Source organism: Nostoc sp. GT001 (genome assembly GCF_030382115.1).
In the GTDB taxonomy this organism is placed as follows: domain Bacteria; phylum Cyanobacteriota; class Cyanobacteriia; order Cyanobacteriales; family Nostocaceae; genus Nostoc.
Genome location: NZ_JAUDRJ010000003.1, coordinates 6,214,070 through 6,239,535, shown reverse-complemented (window position 1 = coordinate 6,239,535; position 25,466 = coordinate 6,214,070). Strand labels below are relative to the sequence as shown.

23 protein-coding genes and 2 pseudogenes are annotated in these 25,466 nt (G+C 40.8%); 15 read left to right on the top strand and 10 right to left on the bottom strand.

Features of this window, described 5'->3' with window-relative positions:
• The first annotated feature begins 73 nt into the window (after window positions 1-73).
• The 4 genes and pseudogenes from QUD05_RS29185 to QUD05_RS29170 all read left to right on the top strand — a co-directional run bounded on the left by QUD05_RS29185 (window position 74) and on the right by QUD05_RS29170 (window position 5,651).
• A pseudogene (locus tag QUD05_RS29185) lies at window positions 74-1,425 on the top strand (glutamine synthetase family protein).
• A 27-nt stretch (window positions 1,426-1,452) separates the two neighbouring features.
• Window positions 1,453-2,592, top strand: coding sequence for an amidohydrolase family protein (locus QUD05_RS29180; protein WP_289799115.1), 1,140 nt, complete (start codon window positions 1,453-1,455; stop codon window positions 2,590-2,592).
• 686 nt (window positions 2,593-3,278) lie between these two features.
• The gene (locus tag QUD05_RS29175; protein ID WP_289799114.1) at window positions 3,279-4,448 is read left to right on the top strand and encodes a glycosyltransferase family 4 protein; all 1,170 of its coding nucleotides are present in this window, start codon (window positions 3,279-3,281) and stop codon (window positions 4,446-4,448) included.
• A gap of 63 nt (window positions 4,449-4,511) precedes the next feature.
• The gene (locus QUD05_RS29170; RefSeq protein ID WP_289799113.1) at window positions 4,512-5,651 is read left to right on the top strand and encodes a glycosyltransferase family 4 protein; all 1,140 of its coding nucleotides are present in this window, start codon (window positions 4,512-4,514) and stop codon (window positions 5,649-5,651) included.
• 215 nt (window positions 5,652-5,866) lie between these two features.
• Here the strand turns inward: QUD05_RS29170 and QUD05_RS29165 are convergent, their stop codons facing one another.
• On the bottom strand, window positions 5,867-6,136 hold the full coding sequence (locus QUD05_RS29165) for a hypothetical protein (protein ID WP_069069307.1): 270 nt from the start codon (window positions 6,134-6,136) through the stop codon (window positions 5,867-5,869).
• Between the two features lie 570 nt (window positions 6,137-6,706).
• On the opposite strand from QUD05_RS29165, the gene QUD05_RS29160 reads away from it, so the two are divergent.
• Entirely contained in the window at window positions 6,707-8,005 is a 1,299-nt protein-coding gene (locus QUD05_RS29160; protein ID WP_289799112.1) for a cation:proton antiporter, read from the top strand.
• Between the two features lie 138 nt (window positions 8,006-8,143).
• Here QUD05_RS29160 and QUD05_RS29155 read toward each other — a convergent pair whose 3' ends face one another.
• The 3 genes from QUD05_RS29155 to crtD form a co-directional block, all read right to left on the bottom strand.
• Window positions 8,144-8,533: a hypothetical protein gene (locus tag QUD05_RS29155; RefSeq protein ID WP_289799111.1), complete on the bottom strand. Its 390-nt coding sequence runs from the start codon at window positions 8,531-8,533 to the stop codon at window positions 8,144-8,146.
• Between the two features lie 379 nt (window positions 8,534-8,912).
• A complete protein-coding gene (locus QUD05_RS29150) occupies window positions 8,913-10,019 on the bottom strand; it encodes a saccharopine dehydrogenase family protein (protein WP_289799110.1) in 1,107 nt (368 codons plus the stop codon).
• 202 nt (window positions 10,020-10,221) lie between these two features.
• Entirely contained in the window at window positions 10,222-11,736 is a 1,515-nt protein-coding gene (gene crtD / locus QUD05_RS29145) for a C-3',4' desaturase CrtD (protein ID WP_289799109.1), read from the bottom strand.
• Between crtD and QUD05_RS29140 the strand changes: the two genes are divergently transcribed.
• Window positions 11,736-11,891, top strand: a complete 156-nt coding sequence (locus QUD05_RS29140) for a hypothetical protein (protein WP_289799108.1) — start codon at window positions 11,736-11,738, stop codon at window positions 11,889-11,891. The genes crtD and QUD05_RS29140 overlap by 1 nt on opposite strands.
• Before the next feature lie 59 nt (window positions 11,892-11,950).
• Entirely contained in the window at window positions 11,951-12,679 is a 729-nt protein-coding gene (locus QUD05_RS29135) for a Uma2 family endonuclease (RefSeq protein WP_289799107.1), read from the top strand.
• A gap of 138 nt (window positions 12,680-12,817) precedes the next feature.
• Here QUD05_RS29135 and pirA read toward each other — a convergent pair whose 3' ends face one another.
• Window positions 12,818-12,973 (bottom strand): arginine synthesis PII-interacting regulator PirA, encoded by a 156-nt coding sequence (pirA, locus tag QUD05_RS29130; protein ID WP_289799106.1) that lies wholly within the window; start codon window positions 12,971-12,973, stop codon window positions 12,818-12,820.
• A gap of 109 nt (window positions 12,974-13,082) precedes the next feature.
• On the opposite strand from pirA, the gene QUD05_RS29125 reads away from it, so the two are divergent.
• From QUD05_RS29125 to QUD05_RS29115, 3 genes are all read left to right on the top strand, one after another.
• Window positions 13,083-13,913: an SAM hydrolase/SAM-dependent halogenase family protein gene (locus QUD05_RS29125; RefSeq protein ID WP_289799105.1), complete on the top strand. Its 831-nt coding sequence runs from the start codon at window positions 13,083-13,085 to the stop codon at window positions 13,911-13,913.
• Between the two features lie 408 nt (window positions 13,914-14,321).
• Window positions 14,322-14,978 (top strand): DUF2301 domain-containing membrane protein, encoded by a 657-nt coding sequence (locus QUD05_RS29120; protein WP_289799104.1) that lies wholly within the window; start codon window positions 14,322-14,324, stop codon window positions 14,976-14,978.
• Window positions 14,978-15,667 carry an ElyC/SanA/YdcF family protein gene (locus QUD05_RS29115; RefSeq protein WP_289799103.1) on the top strand — a complete coding sequence of 230 codons (690 nt, stop codon included), beginning with the start codon at window positions 14,978-14,980 and terminating at the stop codon, window positions 15,665-15,667. The genes QUD05_RS29120 and QUD05_RS29115 overlap by 1 nt, the downstream gene beginning before the upstream one ends.
• Window positions 15,668-15,906: 239 nt before the next feature.
• On the opposite strand, the gene QUD05_RS29110 is transcribed toward QUD05_RS29115, so the two are convergent.
• On the bottom strand, window positions 15,907-16,986 hold the full coding sequence (locus QUD05_RS29110) for an SGNH/GDSL hydrolase family protein (RefSeq protein WP_289799102.1): 1,080 nt from the start codon (window positions 16,984-16,986) through the stop codon (window positions 15,907-15,909).
• A gap of 531 nt (window positions 16,987-17,517) precedes the next feature.
• On the opposite strand from QUD05_RS29110, the gene dprA reads away from it, so the two are divergent.
• A complete protein-coding gene (gene dprA, locus QUD05_RS29105) occupies window positions 17,518-18,660 on the top strand; it encodes a DNA-processing protein DprA (RefSeq protein WP_289800109.1) in 1,143 nt (380 codons plus the stop codon).
• 216 nt (window positions 18,661-18,876) lie between these two features.
• The gene (locus QUD05_RS29100; protein WP_289799101.1) at window positions 18,877-19,686 is read left to right on the top strand and encodes a prohibitin family protein; all 810 of its coding nucleotides are present in this window, start codon (window positions 18,877-18,879) and stop codon (window positions 19,684-19,686) included.
• Window positions 19,687-19,719: 33 nt separating this feature from the next.
• Here QUD05_RS29100 and QUD05_RS29095 read toward each other — a convergent pair.
• The 4 genes and pseudogenes from QUD05_RS29095 to QUD05_RS29080 form a co-directional block, all read right to left on the bottom strand.
• Window positions 19,720-19,953 (bottom strand): annotated as a pseudogene (locus QUD05_RS29095) (IS66 family transposase); the annotation flags it as partial.
• Window positions 19,937-20,179 (bottom strand): DUF6444 domain-containing protein, encoded by a 243-nt coding sequence (locus QUD05_RS29090; RefSeq protein WP_502911441.1) that lies wholly within the window; start codon window positions 20,177-20,179, stop codon window positions 19,937-19,939. The gene QUD05_RS29090 and the pseudogene QUD05_RS29095, both read right to left, overlap by 17 nt.
• Window positions 20,180-20,423: 244 nt before the next feature.
• Window positions 20,424-20,885 carry a DUF7980 family protein gene (locus QUD05_RS29085; protein WP_289799098.1) on the bottom strand — a complete coding sequence of 154 codons (462 nt, stop codon included), beginning with the start codon at window positions 20,883-20,885 and terminating at the stop codon, window positions 20,424-20,426.
• A 405-nt stretch (window positions 20,886-21,290) separates the two neighbouring features.
• Window positions 21,291-22,682, bottom strand: coding sequence for a malic enzyme-like NAD(P)-binding protein (locus tag QUD05_RS29080; protein WP_289799097.1), 1,392 nt, complete (start codon window positions 22,680-22,682; stop codon window positions 21,291-21,293).
• 618 nt (window positions 22,683-23,300) lie between these two features.
• Here QUD05_RS29080 and QUD05_RS29075 point away from each other — a divergent pair.
• The 3 genes from QUD05_RS29075 to QUD05_RS29065 all read left to right on the top strand — a co-directional run bounded on the left by QUD05_RS29075 (window position 23,301) and on the right by QUD05_RS29065 (window position 25,458).
• On the top strand, window positions 23,301-23,651 hold the full coding sequence (locus tag QUD05_RS29075) for a YtxH domain-containing protein (RefSeq protein ID WP_289799096.1): 351 nt from the start codon (window positions 23,301-23,303) through the stop codon (window positions 23,649-23,651).
• Window positions 23,652-23,662: 11 nt separating this feature from the next.
• Window positions 23,663-24,202 (top strand): DUF948 domain-containing protein, encoded by a 540-nt coding sequence (locus tag QUD05_RS29070; RefSeq protein WP_289799095.1) that lies wholly within the window; start codon window positions 23,663-23,665, stop codon window positions 24,200-24,202.
• Window positions 24,203-24,648: 446 nt separating this feature from the next.
• On the top strand, window positions 24,649-25,458 hold the full coding sequence (locus QUD05_RS29065; RefSeq protein ID WP_289799094.1) for a TPM domain-containing protein: 810 nt from the start codon (window positions 24,649-24,651) through the stop codon (window positions 25,456-25,458).
• Window positions 25,459-25,466 lie beyond the last annotated feature (8 nt).

Here is a 25,466-nt window from a genome sequence, read left to right as displayed (position 1 = left end):
GACACGGCGTCTGATATCACTCTGCCATAACTTTTATGAGAAAATAATCGAGTAAAAATAAAAATAACTAACAATGGCTGAAAAAAATAACTTTAAAAAAATACGAAAATATCTTGAAGAAGCTGATGTTAAATTTGTGCGAGTTCTTTGGTGCGATAATGCTAATATTATCCGTGGCAAAGCTGTGCATCTGGGAATGTTAGCTCACTACTTTGAACATGGAGTAGGGATTTCTGTAGGGCAGCAGGGAGTTCCCGTAATGTATGATGCAGTTGTGCCAGAAACAAATTTAGGGCCAGTAGGTGAAATTCGCTTAGTCCCAGATTGGTCTAGTCTCAAGCCTTTACCTTATAGTCCTGGTCATGCTCGTGTCATGGGCAATATGGTATTAGATGGTGCTGCTTGGGAGTTATGCCCGCGAAATTTTTTGAAGCGGATGATTGCGGCAGCTAAATCAACTGGTTGGGAAGTACGAGCAGCCTTTGAAAATGAGTTTTATTTATTACGGCAAACACCTGATGGCATCATTCCGGCTGACTCCACAGTTTTTGCTTCAACTCAGGCAATGGATCTCCACCGCGAAGTAATTGATGAAATCGCTGATGCACTTATTGCCCAAGGTATACCTGTAGAACAGTATTATCCTGAATCAGGCCCAGGTCAGCAAGAAATTTCCATGCGCTATACCGATGCTTTACAAGCAGCTGATTGGCAAATTGCTTTTCGAGAAACTGTCAGAGCGATCGCCCACCGCCACAACCTCATCGCTTCATTTTTACCCAAAATTTTCCCGGATGCAGCTGGTAGTGGTTGTCATATCCATCTGAGTCTTTGGCATAGGGAGAAAAATCTATTACCCGATCCTCAGAGTATCTATGGTCTTTCTGAGGTGGCATTACAATTCATCGCTGGTATCCTACACCATCTGCTTAAGCACTGATGGCACTAACTACCCCAAGTACTAATTCTTACCACCGCATTCTTCCTCATAGTTGGAGTGGTGCTTTCCGTTGTTGGGGATTAGATAATCGGGAGGCTGCCGTTAGAGTTCCTAGTGACCCTGCTTTGGGCTGTCCCAGCCACTTTGAATTGAAAACTGTAGATGCCTCAGCTAATCCTTACTTAGCTTTAGGAGCAGTCATTGCAGCCGGACTTGATGGTGTACAGCACAGTCTCACACCACCAAACCCAGTCAATCAAGACCCCGGATATTTATCAATTCAAGAGCGCAGTGCTAATGGAATAGACCCATTACCAAATAATTTGGGGCAAGCGATCGCTCACCTCCAGCAAGACGATATCCTATTAACAGCTTTAAATCCCCAGTTAGCCAAAGCGTTCTTAGCAGTGCGTCAAGCAGAGTGGCAAGCAATGAAAGATTGGGAATTAACGGCAGAAGTGAAAACATTATTAGAAAAATACTAGCACCCCACTCTCTACTCCCTACTACAGATGAATCTGGCTGATATTCCCTTAATTGACCAACACGCCCACAACATCTTAAAACCAGAGGTAGCTGCCCAGTCTCCTTATGCGGCTGCCTTTACTGAAGGCTACGAACCTGAAATAATTAACTACCATGCCCGTCATACCTTCTTTTATCGGCGTAGCTTGCGCGATATTGCCGCTTTATTGAACTGCGAAGCTGAAGAAACAGCAATTTTGGCACGGCGGGAAAGTCTCGGATTAGAAGAACTAACGCAGATTTATTTTCGGGCTGCTAACCTAGAGGCAATTTACTTAGATGATGGTTTGCAGCCAGAAACTATCCTACCTCTGTCGTGGCATGAAAGGTTTATTCCTGTGCGACGGATTTTGAGATTAGAACTATTAGCAGAACAGCTAATTTTGCAATCTCCTGATTTTGCTACTTTCCTAGCCAGATTCAACAGTGAACTCGATCCCCCACCGCTGGGAGTAGTAGCTTTTAAAAGTATTGCCTGTTACCGGAGTGGTTTGGATATTCAATCGGTAACTGACGAGGTGGCGGCGGCTCACTTTGACAACCTCAAACAACAATTGCACAATCAACCTCTGCGACTGACAGATAAACCTCTGATTGATTTTTTGTTACAACAGGCATTATTAGTAGCAGCAAAATACCGCTTACCAGTGCAATTTCATACTGGCTACGGCGATCCCGATTTAGATTTACGATTGGCTAATCCTTTAAATCTGCGATATTTACTAGAGTTACCGCAGTATCGACATGTACCAATAGTATTGCTACACGCTTCATATCCTTATATGCAGCAGGCTGGTTATTTAGCTTCTGTATATCCCCAAGTTTATCTAGATTTCGGTTTGGCAATACCCTTTTTAAGCGTATCTGGAATGCGGGAAGTAATCAGGCAGATGTTAGAATTAACTCCCACTACTAAATTGATGTATTCTTCTGATGCCCACTCAATTCCAGAATTGTACTACTTGGGTGCAAAGTGGGGTCGCCAGATTTTAGGGGAAGTGCTAGAGCAAGCAATTATAGATTCTGACATAACTGTAGCTGAAGCTGAGACAATTTCTGTAGCAATTTTACGTGAAAACGCCTTAGTTCTCTACCAATCAGCGAACGAAACAAGTACTAAGCATTAGCATTATTTATTACCTCAATTACTCTTGCTTTCAAATTTGGCTGAGATTTTTCGTTGAACAGAGTGATTGCAGAGCGATATATAAGTAGCAAATTATTTTACATCAGCTTTATGTAGCTGCTCTTATTCTTTAAATTTTCAGTTAATATCTTTAAAATATTATTTAAGCTCGACTTTATCCAAAATTAAGAACTGGGTTTTATTGATCCGGTAAAAATTCTAGATTTTTGGTAAATACTTTTTCCACGTCACAGATATCGATGAAGTTAAGAAAGTAAACTTCCCTTCCCACAAAGGTTTCAGCTTAGGCGTTCGCGTTGCGACAAAAATGGATATAGTCGAGTTAAGGTATTAATATTTACTTATTTTTAAATCAGAATGGTAAATATTAATACAAAAACATTCTATATTTATTATTTTGTAGCAGCTTTTCTCTCTCCCTATATAGCATTCACATTTCTGAATTGATAGGTATCATATATATCTATCTAGGTGTAATCGAGTTAATAAAAATACAGTTTTAATTCCTTGTTGACGTTGATATATAAATAGTTTATAAATTGGTTTTCTATACAAAAATTATTATTGGTAATGTGTATTCATAAATTCTATTGATTCAGTTATAAATACAGATGTAAAAGCGCACAGATGTGCGCCCATTTTAGTATATTTATAGGAGATACATTAGTGGAAAAGAAACTAGAAAATTTTACTTCATCATCTGCATCTATTCTCACTCTGGGATTAGGCTGGTTTCCCAAAAGTCCTGGAGGACTAGAAAGGTATATTTACGAACTAACTCATAAATTAGCCGCAAATCAAGACCAGATTGAATTATGCGGAGTCGGTCTACCAGAGACTGAAATAAATTCGCCCATTAAGCTGACTAACTTGGCGAGTCCGGATAGTGCTATTTGGCAAAGATTATGGTCAATTCGCACGAACTTCCAGAAAACAAGAACCAGCAAACCAGATGCTATTAATTTGCACTTTGCATTATACAGCTTTCCGATTTTAGATATTTTACCAAAGGGAGTACCAGTTACTTTTAACTTTCATGGCCCTTGGGCTTCTGAGAGTCAGCAGGAAGTTGTTAACAAAAACCTCAGTCTTTTAATTAAACACTGGCTAATAGAACAAAATACTTATAATCGCTGCGATCGCTTCATTGTTTTGAGCAAAGCTTTTGGGAAAATTTTACATGATAAATATCAAGTACCGTGGAACAAAATTAATATTATTCCTGGTGGAGTTGATATTAATTGGTTTCAACCAAATTTATCACCCCAAGAGGCTTGTAGAAAGTTAGGCTGGCCTACTAATCGCCAGATTATATTTACATCACGCCGCTTAGTACATCGAACCGGAGTTGACAAATTATTGCAAGCTCTGGCTATAATTAAGCCCAGAATACCAGATGTTTGGCTAGCGATCGCAGGTCGTGGTCACATCCAAGCTGCACTACAACAACAGGCTACAGAATTAGGACTAGAAGACAACGTTAAATTTTTAGGTTTTCTGCCTGACGAGCAATTACCCATAGCTTACCAAGCGGCTGAATTGACTATTATGCCTAGCCAATCTTTTGAAGGATTTGGATTAGTAATAGTTGAGTCTCTAGCCTGTGGTACTCCTGTTTTATGTACTCCAATTGGGGGAATGCCAGAAATTTTATCAGAATTTTCACCAGATTTAATTACTACTTCAACAGACGCCTTAGCTATTGCTGAAAAATTAGAACAAGCACTTTTGGGTAATATCCCCATACCTTCACGAGAAGCCTGTCGCCAGTACGTCACCACACACTACGACTGGAATCAAATTGCCCAGCAAGTACGGAATGTTTTATTAGCTTAAACAAATAATTGTAATAGATTTTATGGTTGCTGCGTGGGTCAAATTAGATAAATTAGAGGTTTTATGAAAATTCTTTTTTTAGACCAAAGCGGTAAACCAGGCGGTGCCGAATTATGTTTAATAGATATTGCTAAACCTTATGGCGATCGCGCTTTAGTAGGTTTATTTGCAGATGGATCGTTTAAAGATTTACTACAACAAAATCATATCCCAGTAGAAGTTCTCACAACTCAAGCAATCCAAGTTCGCAAAGAAAGCAGTTGGCTACAAGGATTCAAGAGTTTGGGACAACTTGCACCTCTGATTAGTAAGGTAGTTAAAAAAGCGCGGACATACGATTTAATCTATGCCAACACCCAAAAAGCATTAGTTGTCGGTGCATTGGCAAGTTTTTTCAGTCGTCGCCCTCTGGTTTATCATTTACATGATATTCTTTCCCAAGAACATTTTAGCCAAACTAATCTGCGCATTGCTGTTAACTTAGCTAATCGTTTTGCATCATTAGTAATTGCTAATTCTCAAGCTAGTCAAACTGCCTTTGTACAAGCAGGAGGACGCCCAGATATCATCGAAGTTGTTTATAACGGCTTTAATCCAAAAATTTATCAAACTGATGAATCTTATATTAAACAATTACAGCAACAGTTAGGATTAGAAGGAAAATTTGTCGTCGGACACTTTAGCCGTCTTGCACCTTGGAAAGGTCAGCATATTTTAATTGATGCCCTGGCTAAATGTCCGCATAATGTGATAGCAATTTTAGTAGGTGATGCACTGTTTGGCGAACAAGATTATGTTCAAAAGTTACACCAACAAGTTAGTGAACTAGGATTAGAAAACCGCGTCAAATTCTTAGGATTTCGTTCTGATATTCCCCAGTTAATGGCAGCTTGTGACTTAGTGGCACATACATCTACTTCGCCAGAACCCTTTGGTAGAGTGATTGTAGAGGCGATGCTATGCGGAAAACCTGTAGTTGCAGCCAAAGCTGGGGGCGCAACGGAATTAGTAGAACATGGACTTAATGGTTTTCTAGCAACACCAGGAAAACCCCAGGAACTTGCACAAGTAATTATCACTTGTTTACAGGAGACGAAAATAACTGCGACTATAGCTAATAATGCCAGGACTACTGCTAGTCAGCGTTTTGATATTGCAACTATTAATCAGCAAATTTCCCAACTGCTGTCCCACAGATTATAATTACTTCTCTAATCTTACAATCACCGATTTTGTTTAGATAACCCCAGATTCACATCTGGGGTTTATGGGTGTGATTACAAACCAACTAATTCACGAGATTCAAAATCAGAGAGTTGTTGAGCGATTCCTACGGCGGCAAGCTACGCTAATCTTGCTTCCAACTTAGTTACACTAAACTGGTTACGCAGATATTCCAAATGAGCGATTTTGTAGCCTCAAGCCGCTTCCCGCAGTTGTGGTTGTGAGGGCACACTCACTTCTGGAAATGAAAGCGAGAGTTGTTCGGCTTGAGGTACTGCCGCTTGCTGCAAAACTTGAACTTCAATATTCACGCTGACCAAATAACTACCTGTATCAGCACCAACTGCTTCGGCAATTAGTTTAGCAATGTCTGGGCGTTTGGCAGTCAGCGGGTCACGTAAAATACACCGATCCCATTCATGCTTGGCAGTCGGATTGAGGTTGAGAATATAATGCTTCATCATCGAACTAACCCTTGAATCCATCTTCCAGAAGGTTTTCACAGAGCCATTATGCATTTGGCTAGGCTTTGTGGACGCTATACCCATTATAGTATATTTGTACTAAGTTGGGCGATATCTGAGTCAGAAAGTAGGAAATATATCCTGTCCGTCCAATTGGCTATATTCCCTAATCTATGCAGAAAGCCTAAAAATCCCTTTAACCGGACACGATTAAGCTGTTCCACATTTAATTTGCATAATTAGCGTAGGCTTTTCGACCTATGCCACAAGAGTTATATAAATTTTGGATTAGATGTCGTTTAGCTTATAAACCTTCCTAAAAGCGTATAGGTGTGTCTTAGCTATATTCCCGTGCTACATCCGATTAGTTAAAGGACTTCTAACAAATAATCAAATAGCAATGTCTACGATGGGCAAAGGCAACGCCAAATTTATCTATTCCTTTCTTCTCCAATTTGGTGATGTCTCTAAATTCATAATCCCAGAAAATCTGCCTATAGGTAAATTCTAATACAAAGGTATTGCAACTAAGCTTACAAAGCAACACCTTATATTTATGTAAATCGCTATATGGTAGATATCTATATTATTGACCTATTTGTAATTGGTCTACTTTTACTGATGGTAACTTTAGGGTCGGGTTGGATTAGTCGCTTACCCCTTTCTTTTGCCATCATCTACCTAGTGGTTGGTATTTTTCTAGGCCCTTATGGCTTAGGGCTGATTCAATTACGTCGAGATGACGTTTTTAACAGCGAACTGCTGGAGAAAATAACAGAACTTGTAGTAATTATTTCTGTATTTAGCTGTGGCTTAAGAATTGTTCGGCCTCTAAAGTTGGGGGTTTGGGATATTACGGTGCGATTGATTGTATTTCTGATGCCAATTTCAATTTTTGCTCTGGCTGTTGTGGGTAAATTGTTTTTAGGGATGAATTGGGGAGAAGCAATTTTATTAGGAGCAATTCTCGCACCGACCGATCCAGTATTAGCATCAGAAGTACAACTCACCAGTGCAAATGACCAAGATGAGTTAAGATTTGGTTTAACCTCTGAAGGTGGGTTAAATGATGCTTTAGCTTTTCCCTTCGTTTATTTTGGCATTCATGCCTTAGAAGATGACAATTGGGGTAGCTGGTTTCAACAGTGGATTACAGTTGATTTAATATGGGCGATCGCATCTGGTATTGTTATGGGAATTGTTGTCGCCAAATCTATAGTTTGGATTGAAAAAAAAGTTCAAAAACGCCGTCCTGCCGATGAGTTAATGGAAGATTTTATTGCTATCAGCACAATTCTCATAACTTATTCATTAACAGAAATGGTTAATGGCTATGGATTTTTGGCGGTATTTGTTGCTGGGTTAGTTGTCCAACGCAGTTACAGGAATTCTGAAAAACCGATAGAACAATTAGAATTTGTCGAGCAAGTAGAAAAACTGCTGGAAGTTGGGACAATTTTACTATTAGGTTCAATATTATTATTGAAACCAATGCTTAATTATGCTATGCAATCTGTGTTAGTGATAATTTTGTTATTCTTTATCGTCAGACCTTTAGGAGTTTGGATTAGCACAATAGGTAAACGTCCTTTAGATTCACGCCGACGAACCTTCCACCCAGGAACTCGGTTGTTATTTGGATGGTTTGGTATTCGCGGTGTTGGTTCTTTATATTATCTAGCTTATGCCTTTGGTCATGGCTTGAAAGGTGAAGCAGCAGAACAAATTGCTTGGATAACTTACACTACTATTGTAGCCTCGGTAATTGTGCATGGAATTAGTGCAACTCCATTAATGAAGTGGTATGAGCGCAATTTTGCTAACAAGAGAAAGACTACTCCTCCCACCACAATAGACGAATTTGAGTGAAATCAATTAATTTTTGCAGTCACTTTTAGATAGTGGCGACAGTTTCATTGTCTGAACATTACTTCAAACCTGAGAGTTGCTTTTATTCTTAATTCCCCTTTCTTATAAAGAAAGGGGTTTACATTAAGTCTATATTCCCTATTTACCTGTCACTTTTTCAATAACTTCTTTCGCTTTGTCGCTAAAACTTTCTGGGGAATTTTGTTTTTGTTCCGCCTTCAAATTTCTTTCGTAAGTCTTTTCGATAGTATTAAGATTTTTTGAATCTTTTATTGCTTGCTCATAAGCTTTTTGTCTATCTTCCTCTTGAATGCCAACACCTGGATCGTATTCGTTAGCACGATTAATTTTTTCTTCAGAATTTGGTTTATATTGTGGAGGGACTAGTTTTAATTCTTCAAGAGTAGTTGCATAACTACTTTGCTGAACAAAAATGAAGGAACCTGTCAAGCTGATGAAAACCATCAAACCAACAACCAAAAAGCTTGAACGTAATGCTTGTTTTAAACTTAATAGAATTTTTTGCATGAAAAAAATCTCCTAATTTTTTGTGATGAGCTTTTTTAGGTAAAAGATAGGTTAGATATCTTAGGCTCACAGGCATCCTAAGTGTTTAGGTATAGTTCTTTCTTCTATCTCAAGGTATATTAATTTTTAGCTAGGGTAATCTTATTCACAAGACTAAAATCCCCGACTTCTCTAAAAAGTCGGGGATCTCGTTGTTCACAAATGATTTAGTAGTAGGACAAAATCGTGCCACCTTAGCCGTGTACCTCTTTAAAATGATAATCGCTATAGTCAAAAATTGTCGTGCTTACTAACATACCATCTAGAACTCAACTTCTGGACTAATAGCTCAAGTCTACTCAAGTAGACTGATATTTTGACTTTATTATCGGATAGACACTTATGACCAACTGTGATTAATTTTAATTCCTCGGTTTTGCATTACCTCTACAAATAAATTTGTTGGTAATACTTCTTCTACAGGAAAAACTCCTGGTTTCTTGAGTTTACCTTCTAGCAATAATTGAGCAATACTACCTGTGCCGCAACCAGAAGCCAGCGCTGTATTTTCATGTACTACAGTTGAACAATAAACGGCTGTCTCACCATTCTTTTGACCTGTAACTTCTGAACGAACTGCTACTCCAATTCCACTAAAATTATTAGTGACATCTGTCATTGAATGGCTGACATGAGATAGAAATTCAATCATGTAACGACGCTGCATTAACCACTTGGGAAAAACGTGTGCCGCAATCCAAGTTAAGTGATTATAAAAATCTGGAACAGAGCCAAACTTGGTAATTACAGTTTTCACTGATGGGAATGCATGGGGTAATGTAAAGGTTTCTGGCATATCAAACCAGTAAACTCCGCTGCGTCTATAAGGAGATGGAAACTCAACTACTTCCCTTTCACTGTAAGGTTTGACTATTTCCCATTTTCCATCTATCCAAGCCTCAAAAGGATACTGCAACCCTAGAAAAGTTGTCCGCATCACTGTAATGCCAGCACCACCAGAACCAGAAACTAAATAACTTAAATGGATCTTTTCTGGTCGATCGAATTGTTCAACTCCCTGGCGTACCATGCTGTTAGAAATACCAGGAAAAATGCCACTATTAATAATTGCCGTCACGCCAGCAGTAGCAGCTTTTTCATGATAATTCAGAGCCTTGCTTGTATAAGAACGGTGGTCGCTAACATCTAGATAATTAACGCCTTCAGCAATACACGTTTCGAGAACATTAGTATCTCGATAGTGAAATGGCTCAGCACAATGAATGACTAAGTTAGAGTTTGCGATCGCATCTCGCAACTTGTCAATCTCTGTCAAATCTAATATCAAAAACTGCACTTGTCCCCCCGAAGACAAGCTAACAGCCTTCCCAAACTCCGCAGAACGTCCAGTAATCGTAATTTTTGCTTGCGTATGGGTAGCTATATCTTCGGCAACACTGCTACCAATCCGCCCTCTTCCTCCAAGAATTAAAACGCTGTCTGTCATTACTCAAAATTGGCAATACTAACCTTATTTCATCAGTTTTGCGTCCTGTCTGGCATCGGTTATAAGTATGATTTATAGTATTTAATAAAATTTCTGCTCTATCTAAATAGTTGTAGACAATTTTGTAGTAGGGACTTTATTGGTTATTTTCTAAGCACTAAAGTCCTTACTACAAACTCTTCATTACTAACTTTACAAAATACTACATTTGCGCTTCAATTTGCCTAACTACCGTCAGCGCCGAATAACTCACCCCAGCAGTACCTTCGCCGGGATGGGTGGAGTCACCAACTAACCACAAATTCTGAATTGGAGTCCGATTGGCGAACCCAAAGGGGCCAAAGGTAGGAATTCTTTGACCAATACCACCAACTATACCGCGATCGCGGGCTGTGAAATGGGCAAAGGTACGGGGTGTTGCCGCTTCTTGATAAATAATAGTTTCTGGTTTGAGATAAAAGTATTGGGCAAGACGAGCGATCGCTTCTTTGGTAAACTTTTCTTTTAGTCCTTCATAATCATCAGTCTGCCACCACTGTGTAGGATCGACAAACGAAGAAGCGATAATTGTCGCTTTCCCCTCCGGTGCGCGACCATCTCCGGCATGACTGACGGAAACAAATAGGGAATTATTCTCGCCAATTGGGCCATTGACATCGTAGAGAAATTGGAGATGTGGAGGACACCCAGGCGGAATCGCGCTGATATCTACACCCAAATACACCACAAAAGCACCCGATGCTTGGGGCAGTTTTTCCACCCGGTTTTTATAACCAGATGGCGCTTGTTCTCCTAACAACTGCACCAAATTTTGCACGGTGACGTTGCTAACTATGTGGTCGGCGGCTTCTGTCCAAACTTCGCCAGTTTTTTGATTTCTAATAACTACAGCAGTAGCTTTACCGTTTTCTACTTTGATTTCTTCTACTGTGTGGCGCATCAATAATTTGCCGCCATCTCTCTCTAAGGATTGTACCAAGCGATCGCTTAATACTTGCATACTTCCCTGGAGGTGAAACAATCCTTGGGGCAGTTGGGATACACTCAACGCTGTGGCTGCGTAAAGTAATGCTGTCTCGTCTGCATCCACCTGGGAGTATAGCTTCAGTTGCAAATCTAAAAAAGTTCTCAGTCGTCGGTCATTTCCCAATCCACATAACCGTAAAGCATCTCCTACCGTAAACAAGGTGAAGGGTACGGTAATTAATGTACTCGGACGCACCGCCTGAGTTAGCTGCCACAAATCCCATAAATTACGCGGTGGTAGTACCGGGTCGCGTCCTTGAAATTCCCAACTAGCATCAAATAAGGTTGCCATCAACTGCCAAAATGGTTCGCTACCAGGAAACTGTTTTTGTCGTTCTTCTTGCCATTTCTCTTGGTCGCGCCAAACGTTGATGGGTGTGGTTTCCCCAGGTAAATACACCGCACAAGCAGGGTCACAAGGCGTTGCTTCTGGCAAATCTATTGACAATTCTGAGAAAATTCGGTGGTGGATTCCCCCTGGTTCCAACCCTGCAACCTGAGTTGCTCCTACATCAAAGGTAAATACCTGGCGTTTAAACGTTGAAGCACAGCCTCCTGGTACGAGGGCTTGATCTAAAATTAAGACACTGTAACCTCTATGAGCTAATAATGCTCCAGCAGTCAGTCCACCTATTCCGGCACCGATAACGACTACACGAGAGTTACTTTTGTCAAGAGGTATCCTGGACATTGATTATTTTCTTTAAAATTCTTAATACTTTTACTTATAATTTTACCTTAATCTCTGACTTCAATAGGGTCGAAGGGTGCGATCGCGATCGCTATACCCGCATTTCTTACAAGCTTGAAGTCAGAGGGGCAGAGGGGAAAGAACTTGGTATTTGAACTCTCCTCTGCTCCCCTGCTGCCACAATAGAATTAAGCTGCTATCTCCAGTATTTCTTATGAGTGAATCTATTACCTTGACAGACGCGGGCTTCTTACCAGAAGATTTTTTACCAGATGTTAGTCTTCTGGCGACAGAAGACGATGAACCCTTGGATAATTTACCATCAGAAAAACAACAAAGATTACTAACAGAAACCCTTTACAGTTCTTGGAACGGGCCAAGTAATGCCCAAGGGTTTCTCGTTGCTGCCAATGTGGGTTTATTTACCACTGGTAAGCAACCGCCGATTGTGCCAGATGTATTTTTGAGCCTAGATGTACAGATAGCAGAAAACTGGTGGGAAAAAAAACATCGCTCCTATTTCTTTTGGGAGTTTGGCAAACCGCCAGAGGTAGTAATTGAAATTGTCTCCAATCGAGAAGGCAATGAAACAGGGCGAAAATTATTAGAGTATGCCAGGATGCGGGTAATGTACTACATTATCTTTGACCCAACTCAGCAACTTGGTGGTGAAATTCTACAAATGTATGAGTTGCGAGGGCGGCAATATATACCTACAAGCGAGCAATGGCTGACTGAAGTTGAGTTAGGTTTATGTTTGTGGGAAGGTGCGTATGAAGGTAAGCGGGATGTTTGGTTGCGGTGGTGTGATACTGAAGGTAATGTGATTCCTACTGGTGCAGAACGAGCCGAACAAGAGCGAGAAGCTAAAGAAATTGCCCTGCAACGGGTTGAACGCTTGGCAGCACAGTTACGAGCCTTGGGTGTTGAGCCAGGAGCGTGAGGAGGGAGTAGGAAGTGGGGTAATTCAATTAATTGCAAAACGCTGTCAGAGCGAAATTGCCAGGAAACTCCTTATCTAAAAAGAAAAAACCCGCCGTAGCGGGTTACACAACAAAACTATGAACAATGAAAACTTGATTTAGCTGGAATACCTCATTTCAGCTTCCAGTTGACGAATCAGCTGTTCGTCGCCTTTTGCTCTGGCTATTTCCAACCGATGCTCTAGGCTTCTTTGAATATTGGCTCTGTGAGCTTCGCGTGATTTGCTCAAACTTTGTAGTCTATTTTGACTCATAGTGATTACCTGCTTTAATTTTTCAGTTTATGTCTTGTATTCTTAACATAACACATATTTTGTAGCTGTTGCTACAGAAAATATATTTTTTATATAATTCTACCAAAATATGTCTAATAACCAGATAGATCGACAACCCCTTGTGACATTACTAAGCGATTTCGGCGATCGCGATGTTTATGTAAGCATAATGAAGGGAGTCATAGCCCAAATCAACCCTAGACTGACGGTGGTAGACTTAACGCACCAAATTCCGCCGCAAGATATCGCCGCAGCCAGGTTTAGCTTGATGAATGCTTATGCTCATTTCCCAGTTGGGACAGTGCATCTGGCAGTAGTAGATCCGGGAGTGGGAAGCAAGCGACGAGCGATCGCAGTAGAATTTGCTCAAGGGTTTTTGGTCAGGCCAGATAATGGTATATTCAGCGGGATACTCAGTCAAAGTCCTGCAATCGCAGCCGTCGAACTTACAAATCTTAATTATTGGCGCACTCCTCAACCAAGCAAGACTTTTCACGGTAGAGATATCTTTGCACCAGTGGCAACTCATCTTGCTAGTGGTGTCCCCCTCAAACAGCTAGGACAAGCAATCGAACCAGTAAGTTTGGTAAACCTGGATATAGGCAACTGCAAGCAGACAACCACCAGTGTAGTGGGTTGCATTCAATATATTGACCACTTTGGCAACCTAGTGAGTAACATTCCAGCCAGTTACGTGCAAGGCAAAAGTTGGTATGTGCAAGTTGCCGGATTGAGTGTACCAGGCTGTGAAACTTACAGTGAAGTCAAAGCGGGGGAGATAATAGCTTTAGTTGGCAGTCACGGCTGGGTAGAAATTGCCATTAATTGCGGAGATGCTCACTCACAATTACAGATTAATTTACAAGATGTGCTAGAAGTCTTGTTTTTTTCAGAAAATCAGACCAGTGAATATTGTTAAAGTTAAGACAGTAAAAAATCACCAGGCTGCAAAGTGCCTGTTACTGATTTGTAGGGAAGTCAAAGAAAGGGGGAAATTCTAGATATAAAAAGGAGGATGGGCAACTACACACCACTTAAAAACAAGCATTTTCATTCACCGTAGGCAGTGCCAATTCGACAAAAATTTCTAGAAAGCAACTGCTAAAAGACGTAAGTTTAGGAATGGTGACATGAAGTTCGCTTTATAGCGTTTACTAATCACATGAGGTACATCATAGTCCCCTCTCGAAGAGCGGGGAGGGGGTTGGGAGTGGGGTTCTTGTACCTCACTCAACTGATAACCGCTATATTGCTCATAATAATAAAAGTAACCCTTGAGCAATTTCCTGTTGTACTCTACTAGAGAATCATAATTATATTCTTAGCTATGACTACACAAACACTCTCTGCACCAGAAGTTTATCAAGGTCAGTTTGGGGAATTTACAATTACTCAGAGCGATCGCACTGGCGTAATTATCTATCGCGCTGGGTTAATGTTAGCAGCACTGAGCTTTACCATCGGCAGCGCCTTAATTTTACTCAACAATAACCCAACTGTTGTAACTTTACTGACACCTCTATATGCTTGTTTTAGTCTCGCGCTTGGTGTAAGTTTATTTACCATCCATATCTATATGGCATCACTGCACCGAACGTTGCAAGTTTTTTGGGCGATTGGTAGTATCGCATCAGTGATTCTGGCAATTACTAGTAGTGAACCTTTAGCTCTTGCTGTTTACAATCATCCAATTACCTTATTTGGGGTTGGTTTTATCTTCGTAGCTTTGACAGGTATTTATTTTAAAGAGGCTTTTTGCTTCAATCGCCTGGAAACCAAAGTATTAACCCCAATTGTACCGCTACTGTTGTTAGGACATTTGGTAGGAATTTTACCAACCCAAGGAGAAAGCATTTTATTAGGAACTTGGGCGATATTATTTTTAGTGTTTGCTCTGCGCAAGACAGTCCAAGCAATTCCTGCTGATATTGGAGATAAGTCTGTGTTTACCTACTTGAAAGAACAACGTTTAACTAAGGTTTAATGCGGATAAAAAATCGTCGGTGTCAAAAATTTCCCAAAATCAAACTAATCAAACGCCAAGAAATGTGGACACTTACGGCTCAAGGGTGGGCGATTGCGATCGCTTTGATTGCTTATTTAATATTTTTCCTTTTTACTCATGTACACTCATTTCTCGCCGTAACTTCCCCGATCGAATCAGCAGAAGTATTAGTTGTTGAAGGATGGCTACCAGATTACGCTATAGAAAAAGCTTTGACTGAATTTAAAAACGGTTCTTATCATCAAATAATTACTACCGGAGGCACATTAGGAAAAGGAAGTTATCTTACCGGATACAAGAACTTTGCAGACGTGTCGGCTGACACTTTCATAAAACTCGGTTTAGAAGCAGAAAAAGTAGTAGCTGTTCCGACACCTTTTGTAGTTAAGGATCGTAGTTATGCATCTGCTGCTGAATTTGAGCGTTGGCTATCCAATTCAAATTTAAAAATAGAATCGATTAATCTTTTTTCCTTGGACGTTCATGCCCGTAGGAGTTGGTTTCTTTTTAAAAAAATACTTGCCCCTGAAATTAATGTTGGTGTGATTGCTGCTACAACGCAAGATTATAATCCAAACAAATGGTGGAATTCTAGCGAAGGTGTGCGGACGGTTCTTGATGAAGGTATAGCTTATCTTTATGCACGTTTTTTGAATTGGAAAGCCTAACAGTGATAATTCGTAATTCGTAATTCGTAATATCATGTCCGCCAAATTACCCATAATCAAATAACCCCACCCCCAACCCCCTCGCCTGCGGGGAGGGGAGACAAAGCACAGCTTTGGCGGGGTGGGGTTCTTCGGGTTTATTAAGCAATCAAGCGGACATGATATAATTCGTAATTCCCCGACTTATTTAATAAATCGGGGATCTATCTAGTGAGCATTTTATGTTTAATTAGGTTGACCTACTTACCCAGGATTTGTAATAATGCTTGCCGATAAATTTTCAGACCCTCTGCATTCAAATGGTCGCCATCACTGGTTAAATTTTCTTTCAAAACATTATTTTCATATAATGGTGCTAGTCCGGCTGCGGCAACTGGTACTTTTTCTGTTTCAGCAACTTGATTAATCAGAACATTAATTTGTTCAACTCTAGAAAGTGGGGCTGCTACTTTTGGATCTGAGCTTGCTGCCACTGTTGAATAAAAAGCCGGAATCAGAAAAATCTCTTTAGTTCCCATTGTACGGATAAGTGCGATCGCCTCTTGGAGATTTTTGCTAAATAACTCATCACTAATTCCATACAAAGCATCATTTCCACCTATGGCAATAATGGCTTTTTCGCATTTAACCTTGGTAGGAATTAAACTTTTCAGTTGTTCTATTAATGAGATTGTACTCAGACCATTTAACCCAAAATTAAAAGTACCACTCCCAAGGGTATTACCAAGTCCAGCCGAAATAGAATCACCAAATAAGCAACCTGAGAACTGTTTATCTTGAGCGGCGAGTGTTTGATATTGTAGGGCAACTTTCCCTAAAGGTGAAGAAGTTACGTCATCTTTCGGCGGCGCATCAGCAGAACTAGCAGAGGAATTCGCCATGCCGACTAGTTTCTTAATTTTTGACACATCAATAACTAGTTGATTACTGGGATAGGCTTCTAGAAAGCTAGTTATTCCTAAACCTTCCGGTGATTTTGCTCCGATGATCAGGGCAGATCGTAGTGCTTGTATACTGGCTTGATCGCGACGAGCGATCGCTTGGGAAGTAAAAGATAAAATTTGTTTGCCCATTCCTGTGTTTACCAGCTTATCTAAAGCCACAATATCAAGCGACATTTTCACTTGTAGGGCTTCTTGAAATTTCTGTTTTTCTTTAGCGCTAAGGTAATCTAGAAAAGATTTTAGATCGGCAGAAACCTTTTGTGTCTCATCATAGTTGCGTATATCTGCCACCGGAATCGATTGCTCAAACAATCCGTACCTGACGGTAACTTTTTCGGCTGCCAAACTAGGTAATAAACCAAGGCCACTATGCACCAGTAAAAATATTAAGCACCCAGATAGGCTTATTAGAAGACGATAAAAATATTTCATCACAGAAGATAAGAAGATAGATAGTCAATAGTTAATAGTCAAGAGTCAAGAGTCAAAAGTCAAGGGGGATTGGAAATTGGGCATTGGGGAGGCAGTGCGAGTCTTCTCCCAAGGGGAGACGCCAAGGGCGATGGGGTCTCCCCAAGTGGAGCAACTGCCGTCATTGGGCATGAAGAAGAAACAAAGGAGACAAGAAAGAAGGGGGAGACTTGGGAGAGATTTTCAATAATTCCTCCTTGTCCCCCCTACCCCCCTACCCTTTCAAGGGCAGGCTTTTAGGCTTTCGATAAATAGTTGAGAATGTTCTCAATTATTGAACGTAGTTTTAAGTTCTCAGACAATGGTTTTGGTTTTAAAATCCCAAAAATTTGTCTAATCAAAAAAACCTGCCCCAGAAAGCTCCCCACTCCCCCTAGCCATCAACAGCCAACCCCAATTTGGGAATACTCAATCCAGTGGCGTGAGGATAGAACGGTGGTAGAAGAAGGCGCATATTGGCTAGCTTGGGCACAAATTTCGGGAATTGGGCCAGTATTACTGCGACGGCTGCAACAGCATTTTGGCACGCTAGCAACAGCTTGGAACGCTACTAAGGTACAGTTAGGAGAAGTAGAGGGTTTTGGTTTTCAGACACTAGAAAAAGTAGTACAACAGCGATCGCGTTTGCACCCAGAACAACTCTTCACCAAGCACCAGCAGGAAAATTCCCATTTCTGGACGCCAGCAGATGCAGATTATCCCCGTTTACTGCTAGAAACTCCCAGTCCACCGCCAATTTTGTACTATCGCGGTGAAGTCGAACTCCAAGAAAATCTCGGACAAAAACCAATGGTTGGGATTGTCGGAACCCGCCAACCCTCAGAATATGGTATCCGTTGGACTCGCCAAATTAGTACAGCTTTAGCTAAAAATGGTTTTACAGTCGTTTCTGGTATGGCAGAGGGAATTGACACCGAAAGCCACATCGCCGCTATGAAAGCAGGTGGACGAACGATCGCAGTTTTGGGAACTGGTGTAGATGTTATCTATCCGCATAAAAATCGGGATTTGTACAAGCAAATTTTGACGGCTGGGCTAGTCGTAAGTGAGTACCCCACAAAAACCCCACCCGATCGGACTCACTTTCCCCGTCGAAACCGAATTATCGCAGGTTTAAGCCGCGCCATTCTGGTAATGGAAGCGCCTTTAAAATCTGGTGCCTTAATTACTGCTACCTACGCAAATGAATTTGGTAGAGATGTCTATGCATTACCTGGAAGACTTGACGATTATCCATCCCAAGGATGCTTAAAGTTACTGAGTCAGGGAGCTTCCTTTATTCTTAAGGAACTAGACGAACTGTTAACAATGCTAGGAGCAATACCACAAATTGATGCAATTGAGACTTCTACACCACCAGAACAGTTAAGTTTGCCAACTTTATCGCCAGAATTGCAAACAGTAATGAATGCGTTCGCCGCAGGCGTGCCGGAGGCACTCGCAAGTGATGCTTTGCCCTTTGATTTTATTGTCCAACAAACTGGCATGGCTGCTGGCTCAGTTTCCGGTGCTTTGTTACAGTTGGAACTTATGGGTTTTATTTCGCAACTACCAGGTATGCGGTATCAAAAAAGTTAAGAATTAAAAGATAACAACATTATTTAGCTTGGTTTTTAGCAATTTATAGCGGTTCTCAGTTGCATAGAATACAGACCTAACCCCCAGCCCCTTCCCTAATAGCGTTGGGAGTAAAATTCAAAGCCTGAGTGGTTAATCCTATCGAAGCATTTTTCAATATCGAGTTCAATTACTCGTTTTTCTATTCCGTACAAGATGCATACATGGTTCACACAGATGATAAAAATTACAAGTTTTAACAGTGTTGGTAAACTGACTGCTCTTTTGTTTTTGATAACTCTCTTTCTGACGCCCTGTGTAATTGTAAATGCAGGAGAACGTGGTGTATTAATGAAATTTGGCGAAGTACAAAACCAGATATTAGGAGAAGGACTTCACTTAATTATTCCTGTAGTTAATACTGTAAAAAAGTTAAGTATTAGAGTCCAAAAGCAGGAAATTTCTGCTGAGGGTTCTTCCAAAGATTTACAAAATGTTTTTGTCGATGTAGCTCTCAATTGGCATATTATTTCTCAGGAAGTCAATGTCATTTTTCAGGAAATTGGAGATGAACAAAATGTAGTTATTCGGATTATTAACCCAGCAGTTGAAGAAGTACTAAAAGCGGTAATAGCAAAGTATACTGCTGAAGAAATTATCACTAAACGAGGAGAAGTCAAAAGTGGAGTAGATGATGCGTTGTCCACAAGATTGGGTAGCTATCACGTTGCAGTTAATGATATTTCTCTAGTTCATGTCCATTTTTCAGAACGATTTGGTGAGGCGGTGGAGGCGAAGCAGATTGCTGAACAAGAAGCAAAACGAGCAGAATTTATCGCATTGAAAGCAACAAAAGAGGCTGAAGCAAAAGTGAATTTAGCCAAAGGAGAGGCTGAGGCACACAGATTATTACGTGATGGTTTAACTCCAGAAATTCTGCAAAGGCAAGCAATAGAAAAATGGAATGGTAAGTTGCCATTAATTGTAAGTAATGAAGCTCCAAAATTGTTGAATTTAAGTGAATTTTTAAAATTTGATGATAATTGATCTTCTTGTTCGTTGATTTGTAAGGATTCAGGTCTAGATTTGAGGAATTAAAGAAGGAGTCTGCACAGTAGGGTGAACCATCGCTTTGATAGCTTGATCAAAAAAGTCAATAACAGAACGTCCTTGATGACGACAAGTTTGTATAACCGTCAATAAATTGGCAGTATCTTGGAAGCGCTCCATAGAACGAGAACCGCCACTGACTTTTCGTTTTGTGACTGCTAAACGTAACGTTCGTTCAGCTAAATTATTACCAGGCGGCATGTCCCGGATGTCCTGGCTGTCCTCCTGGTTTCCGTTTTGGCGTTTCACTCTCCCCTGGTTCATCTTCAAGTTTTTTCTCGGTTTTTTTGAGGATGTCTGCCGACGGTGGTTTTGATGATGTTGTTGTGCTGTCTAAATCTCTGCTGACTTTGAGTTTCTCTATTATAGATTCTAGTTCTATTACTCTGGATTTTAGCTGTTCTATAGCTTTTGCCTGCTCAGGGAGCATCTCTACCAGTTGCTCTTTCTCCAACTGTTTTAGGGTTTTAATGTCTAGTTTTGGTGGCAGGTCTTTTTCCATAATTGCTATACTCTGCTTCCCCTACCACACTTGTCAATACCCTCAGCACCTGAATCCTTACGCTGATTTACTCTCCATCCAGAGACTCAAAACCGCGATTTTTTGAAATAGTATGGACGTATAGAGGTGCGCCCATACTATCGATTCCTTTGTAGAAAGGTGATAAACTAAATTAACTCTTGGAGAAGAAAATGGGAGAATCAATAATCTTTAACTGGAGCAATAGCATAATCAACAGGGTATAAACTGTTGAAGAAATTAGACCTGTGAACAATTCTTTTTTGAGGTTATGCTCTTGAGGCTCTTTTTGAAAAATGTCCTTAGAACCGAATTGCATCAAAAGAATTCCCATAATATTAGAGAGCCAGTATCCGATAATTGAACAAGGTATAAGCAATTTTGGTAAAAGTAAACTACATGCATACCCAAAACCATAAGCTATTGGCAGATTGAATAGTAGGTCATTCCACCAACATAGTGGTGATAGTAAATATCCTAGTACCAGAAAAAATCCACCTCTGAGTTTTTTGAAAATGTCTTTTTTGAACTCTATTGGAGTAGACTGTTGTAATTGCTCTAGTGCTGTGTCTCTTGTTACATTCAACTTTTGACTAATGTTTTGGACGCTTTCCATAAAAAAAAACCACTATTCCTATAGTTTTAGTGTAGTTTAATATATAAACTAAATCAATGTCTATTATACGAGTGATGAAATTTTGGCTTTTTGATACTGAAACTTTTAAGTAGGTCAACCCAAAAAAACGTAAGATAGAGAGAGTTCAGAAATTAAGTGAGAGATAATGCCTAGTGCGTTAACAGTATCAAATTGAGCGTTTTACGTTTAATTAAGTTGAACTACTTAACAGAATTGAAGGGTGACTGGTGGACAGCGCAGCGTCTCGTAGAGAGCGTCTAGAATAAAAGGTGAAACATCGCACCAAATTTTGAATTTGGTAGTCAACTTTTGTAGTGACTGGTCTAAATCGTCAATGGAAAAGCATTCAGAATTCAGAATACAGAATTCTGAATTCTCTTTTAATTAATTTCGCGCGATACCTTCTTCACGCGCGGCGAGTTGCACAGCAGCAGCAACAGCGGTGACAACGCGCTCATCAAAGACGGAAGGAATAATATGTTCCCGATTTAAGTCTGAAGGCTTAACTAAAGAAGCGATCGCACTTGCGGCTTCGAGGTACATTTTGATGGTAATTGTCTGTGCCCGACAATCTAAAGCACCACGGAATACCCCAGGAAAAGCGAGGACGTTATTGATTTGATTTGGGTAATCGCTGCGACCTGTTGCGATGACAGCAACATCTTTACTGATTAATTCTGGCTGAATCTCTGGAATCGGATTTGCCATTGCAAAGATAATTGGATCTTTAGCCATCGATTGCACCATTTCTGGTGTCAAAACTCCTGGTGCGCTGACACCAATAAACACATCTGCACCTTGCATTGCACCAGCTAATGTACCCTGACCTTTCACAGCAAATTCAAGTTTTTCCTCTGTTAAATCGGTGCGATTGGTAGAAATAATCCCTTTAGAATCGCACATCCAGATTGTTTCTGCCCCAGCTTTACGGAGTAACCGAGCGATCGCTACTCCCGCCGCCCCAGCACCGTTAATCACGATCTTGATTTCTGCTAAGGATTTATGCACCAGTTTCAGCGAATTAAACAACGCTGCCAAGGTGACAATTGCTGTACCATGCTGGTCATCGTGAAAAACGGGGATATCTAACTCTTGGCGTAATCTCTTTTCGATTTCAAAGCAGCGAGGTGCAGCAATATCTTCTAAATTTACGCCCCCAAATACCGGAGCAATATTTTTAACTGCTTGGATAATTTCTTCTGTATCTTGGGTGGCGAGACAGATGGGAAAAGCATCCAGCCCTGCAAATTCCTTGAATAGCATTGCTTTACCTTCCATGACTGGTAGGGCGGCGGCTGGGCCAAGATTTCCCAAACCTAAAACCGCACTACCATCGGTAACAATGGCTACGGTGTTTTGTTTGATGGTTAAGTTGTAAACTTCCTCTGGATCTTGAGCGATCGCAGTACAAATTCGACCGACTCCGGGCGTGTAAGCCATTGCCAAATCGGAAACACTCTTCAGGGGGATTCTACTGGTAATGCTGATTTTGCCACCGCGATGCAAATTAAAGGTGCGATCGTAAACACTGAGTAACTTGATATCTGGCAAGGCTTTGACTGCTTGCACAATGGTTTCAGCGTGTTCAGTACTGGCAGCATCCACAGTAATATCGCGGGTGGACTCTTTGCGGGTTTGCTCGATTAAATCAATTTGTCCGAGATTACCACCAGTAGTTGCGATCGCCTGTGTTACCGACGCCAACATCCCTACACGATTGGGAATCTGCAAGCGTAGTGTCAAACTAAAACTAGAATTAGGAGTTAGGTCTGCCATGTTGATTTTGGTTTTTAAGTTTTAGATTTTATATTGAATTGAGACAAAAACTAAAATTTGAGATTTGTAGTCTGTGGAAACACAATGTATGTAAACTTTTGGGATAATCATCAGTAGTTGGTTTACCCACTGGTGACAGTTTTGATAATTATTTTTATTTATACCAATGCATTTACTAATATAAATGAGTAACAATTTAGTAATTGTACCCAAATACACCAGATATTTTTTTATATTTTATCTATGTAAATATTTGTATAAACCTCGTCTAAACCCAAGCAGTATTGGGATGTATTGGCTTCTAGTGTAGGCGTAGCCCGCCGCAGGCATCACTTCCCCTTTCCATACCCTCAAAGCTTGTCATTAAGAGCGTCTCCATCAGGAAAAGGGTACAGAACTACCCAAGACATAACCCAAAGGGACGCCCAGCAGAGGTATCAAAACTTTAGGAGATACGGGGAGTTTTGAATAATAAGTAATTAATGCTTTTAGTATTAATGAATAAAAGCAACTTTTCTGGCTGATATTTTGTCACCATAGATTAACTGAATAAAATCAGTTGAGTCTTGCAAGGGGAGAAAACCCACCTAAAATGGGTGTAAGGAGAGAAACAATAAGATGTCTAATAACCGTTCTGGAGTATTTATTGGCGGTTTGATGCTGGGAGCTACCATCGGTGCTTTGACCGGTTTGCTGGTGGCTCCACGCACAGGGCGCGAAACGCGTAAAATTTTGAAAAAATCTGCCAATGCTATCCCAGAATTGGCAGAAGATTTATCAATGAGTGTACAAATTCAGGCAGATCGTCTCTCTGCTAGCGCCCTGCGAAACTGGGATGAGACTTTAGATAGATTAAGGGAAGCGATCGCAGCAGGTGTAGATGCCAGCCAGCGAGAAAGCCAAGTCTTGAAGCGACAAACAGCTGTTGAAGACTCAGATTCGCTTCCCCAACAATTAGAACGCTCATAAATGACATAACCGTGATTGAACCCCTGTTTTGGTTGGGACTTTCTTTACTTTTAGTCGCCACAAGCTTGACTGCGGTTTTAGTGGCGGCAATACCGGCATTGCAGGAGTTAGCACGCGCCGCTCGTAGTGCAGAAAAGCTATTTGATACCCTCTCACGGGAGTTACCACCCACTTTAGAAGCTATACGTGTGACTGGTTTGGAAATCACTGACTTAACTGATGATGTTAGTGAAGGTGTAAAAAGTGCCAGTCAAGTAGCTAAACAAGTCGATCAAAGTCTTGATAATGCAAGAATTCAGGCTCAAAATCTGCAAGTAAGTACGCGCAGCATCTTGATTGGCGCGAAAGCTGCTTGGAAAAACTTCACGCGCCAAAAACCTGTAAGGCGGACGAGCGATCGCTTACCAAGCAATGAAAAACCACCACTAACGTTGCGAGAACGAGAAGTGCTGAGGCAAGAAAATCGTCGGAGCAAAGCAGAGGTATACCGCGTTAATGACGGTTATAACGACACTGCTAGCTGGGAAACAAATTTCGATGACGAAGATTGACCAAAAATTAATTATGCAGCTATAGCTCTATGCTACAAATCAAATCCAAGATTACACCAAAAAGGTTCTCACCTGTTGAATTCGCAAAAAGTCATTATCACTCGAAACAACAGTTAATTAGTCCGCGCAGACTGACTTTGTTTGTGTAGCTGCGATTTCTTTCTAATCGCTTGGATTATTCTCTCTCCAGAGCCATAGAAGAGCGCTAGTGTCTATACCCCCTCCCCTCTCCCTTAGGCACAGGGATATTTTGAGTATTTTAAGCGCTTGACAAAATATACTTTATCTTTATGTATCACGAAGGCTACTCTCCACTCCCCAAAAACCTTTTGCTTTGATCCCTTAGATTAGAGTAAAGTAAACAAGTGTAAAGAACTATCATTTTTCTAGTACTCTTTTAAAACAACTTGTTCGCTTTTACCGTTAATATTTGTATAAAAACGTCCATGCAATCTTGTTTTTGGCGACGAATTCTCGTATCTATTGCAATATTTTTCCTGGCTGGGTCAATTTGGGTGATGCANTTCCCCCCAGCACTGGCTTATGACAATCCTGAGTTACTTCCTGACACTTTTACCCCAGTTGTAGATTTAGCTAAATCTCTGCCTGTACTGCAAGAAGAAAAGCTTGTCAAAGATTTAGAGCAGTTTGAAGCTGACACGGGCTGGAAACTGCGAGTATTGACCCAATATGACCGCACTCCAGGTAGGGCAGTTATCAAATATTGGGGTTTGGATGACAAAAGTATTCTACTCGTTGCTGATTCTCGTGGCGGTAACATCCTCAGTTTTAGCGTCGGCGATGCTGTTTATGAACTTTTACCCCGGACTTTTTGGATAGAACTGCAAACCCGCTTCGGTAATTTGTATTTTGTCCGCGAACAAGGCGAAGACCAAGCCATTCTACAAGCCTTAGAATCGGTTAAAGGCTGTTTGCTCAAAGGGGGTTGCAATGTTGTCCCCGGATTACCACGAGAACAGTGGATTCTCACCTTGATTAGCTCAATAATTGGTGGGGTGATTTGTGGATTTGAAGCTCAACCCCGCGAAAAAGGACAAGTTTTTGCTTGGCAATGGGCTTTAATTTTCTCACCTTTGTGGGGAATCTTGTTTATTGCCTTCGGCATTGGGCCAGTTGTGACACGTACAAGCGACTGGTTGCCTTTAGTTCGCAATATCTCTGGGTTTCTCATTGGCGTCTTGGTTGCCTACCTATCTCCTATTTTCAGTCGGTCTTCTTCTAGTAATGAGTTATGAGTGAGTAG

Bases quoted from the DNA above. Each gene is read 5' to 3' on its own strand.
- QUD05_RS29115 (WP_289799103.1), top strand. From the start codon at position 14,978: ATGCGGATAAAAAATCGTCGGTGTCAAAAATTTCCCAAAATCAAACTA.
- pirA (WP_289799106.1), bottom strand. From the start codon at position 12,973: ATGAGTCAAAATAGACTACAAAGTTTGAGCAAATCACGCGAAGCTCAC.
- QUD05_RS29160 (WP_289799112.1), top strand. From the start codon at position 6,707: ATGGTAGATATCTATATTATTGACCTATTTGTAATTGGTCTACTTTTA.
- QUD05_RS29125 (WP_289799105.1), top strand. From the start codon at position 13,083: ATGTCTAATAACCAGATAGATCGACAACCCCTTGTGACATTACTAAGC.
- QUD05_RS29155 (WP_289799111.1), bottom strand. From the start codon at position 8,533: ATGCAAAAAATTCTATTAAGTTTAAAACAAGCATTACGTTCAAGCTTT.
- QUD05_RS29100 (WP_289799101.1), top strand. From the start codon at position 18,877: ATGATAAAAATTACAAGTTTTAACAGTGTTGGTAAACTGACTGCTCTT.
- QUD05_RS29090 (WP_502911441.1), bottom strand. From the start codon at position 20,179: ATGCTCCCTGAGCAGGCAAAAGCTATAGAACAGCTAAAATCCAGAGTA.
- QUD05_RS29085 (WP_289799098.1), bottom strand. From the start codon at position 20,885: ATGGAAAGCGTCCAAAACATTAGTCAAAAGTTGAATGTAACAAGAGAC.
- QUD05_RS29080 (WP_289799097.1), bottom strand. From the start codon at position 22,682: ATGGCAGACCTAACTCCTAATTCTAGTTTTAGTTTGACACTACGCTTG.
- QUD05_RS29165 (WP_069069307.1), bottom strand. From the start codon at position 6,136: ATGATGAAGCATTATATTCTCAACCTCAATCCGACTGCCAAGCATGAA.
- QUD05_RS29075 (WP_289799096.1), top strand. From the start codon at position 23,301: ATGTCTAATAACCGTTCTGGAGTATTTATTGGCGGTTTGATGCTGGGA.
- QUD05_RS29170 (WP_289799113.1), top strand. From the start codon at position 4,512: ATGAAAATTCTTTTTTTAGACCAAAGCGGTAAACCAGGCGGTGCCGAA.
- QUD05_RS29120 (WP_289799104.1), top strand. From the start codon at position 14,322: ATGACTACACAAACACTCTCTGCACCAGAAGTTTATCAAGGTCAGTTT.
- crtD (WP_289799109.1), bottom strand. From the start codon at position 11,736: ATGTCCAGGATACCTCTTGACAAAAGTAACTCTCGTGTAGTCGTTATC.
- QUD05_RS29150 (WP_289799110.1), bottom strand. From the start codon at position 10,019: ATGACAGACAGCGTTTTAATTCTTGGAGGAAGAGGGCGGATTGGTAGC.
- QUD05_RS29180 (WP_289799115.1), top strand. From the start codon at position 1,453: ATGAATCTGGCTGATATTCCCTTAATTGACCAACACGCCCACAACATC.
- QUD05_RS29135 (WP_289799107.1), top strand. From the start codon at position 11,951: ATGAGTGAATCTATTACCTTGACAGACGCGGGCTTCTTACCAGAAGAT.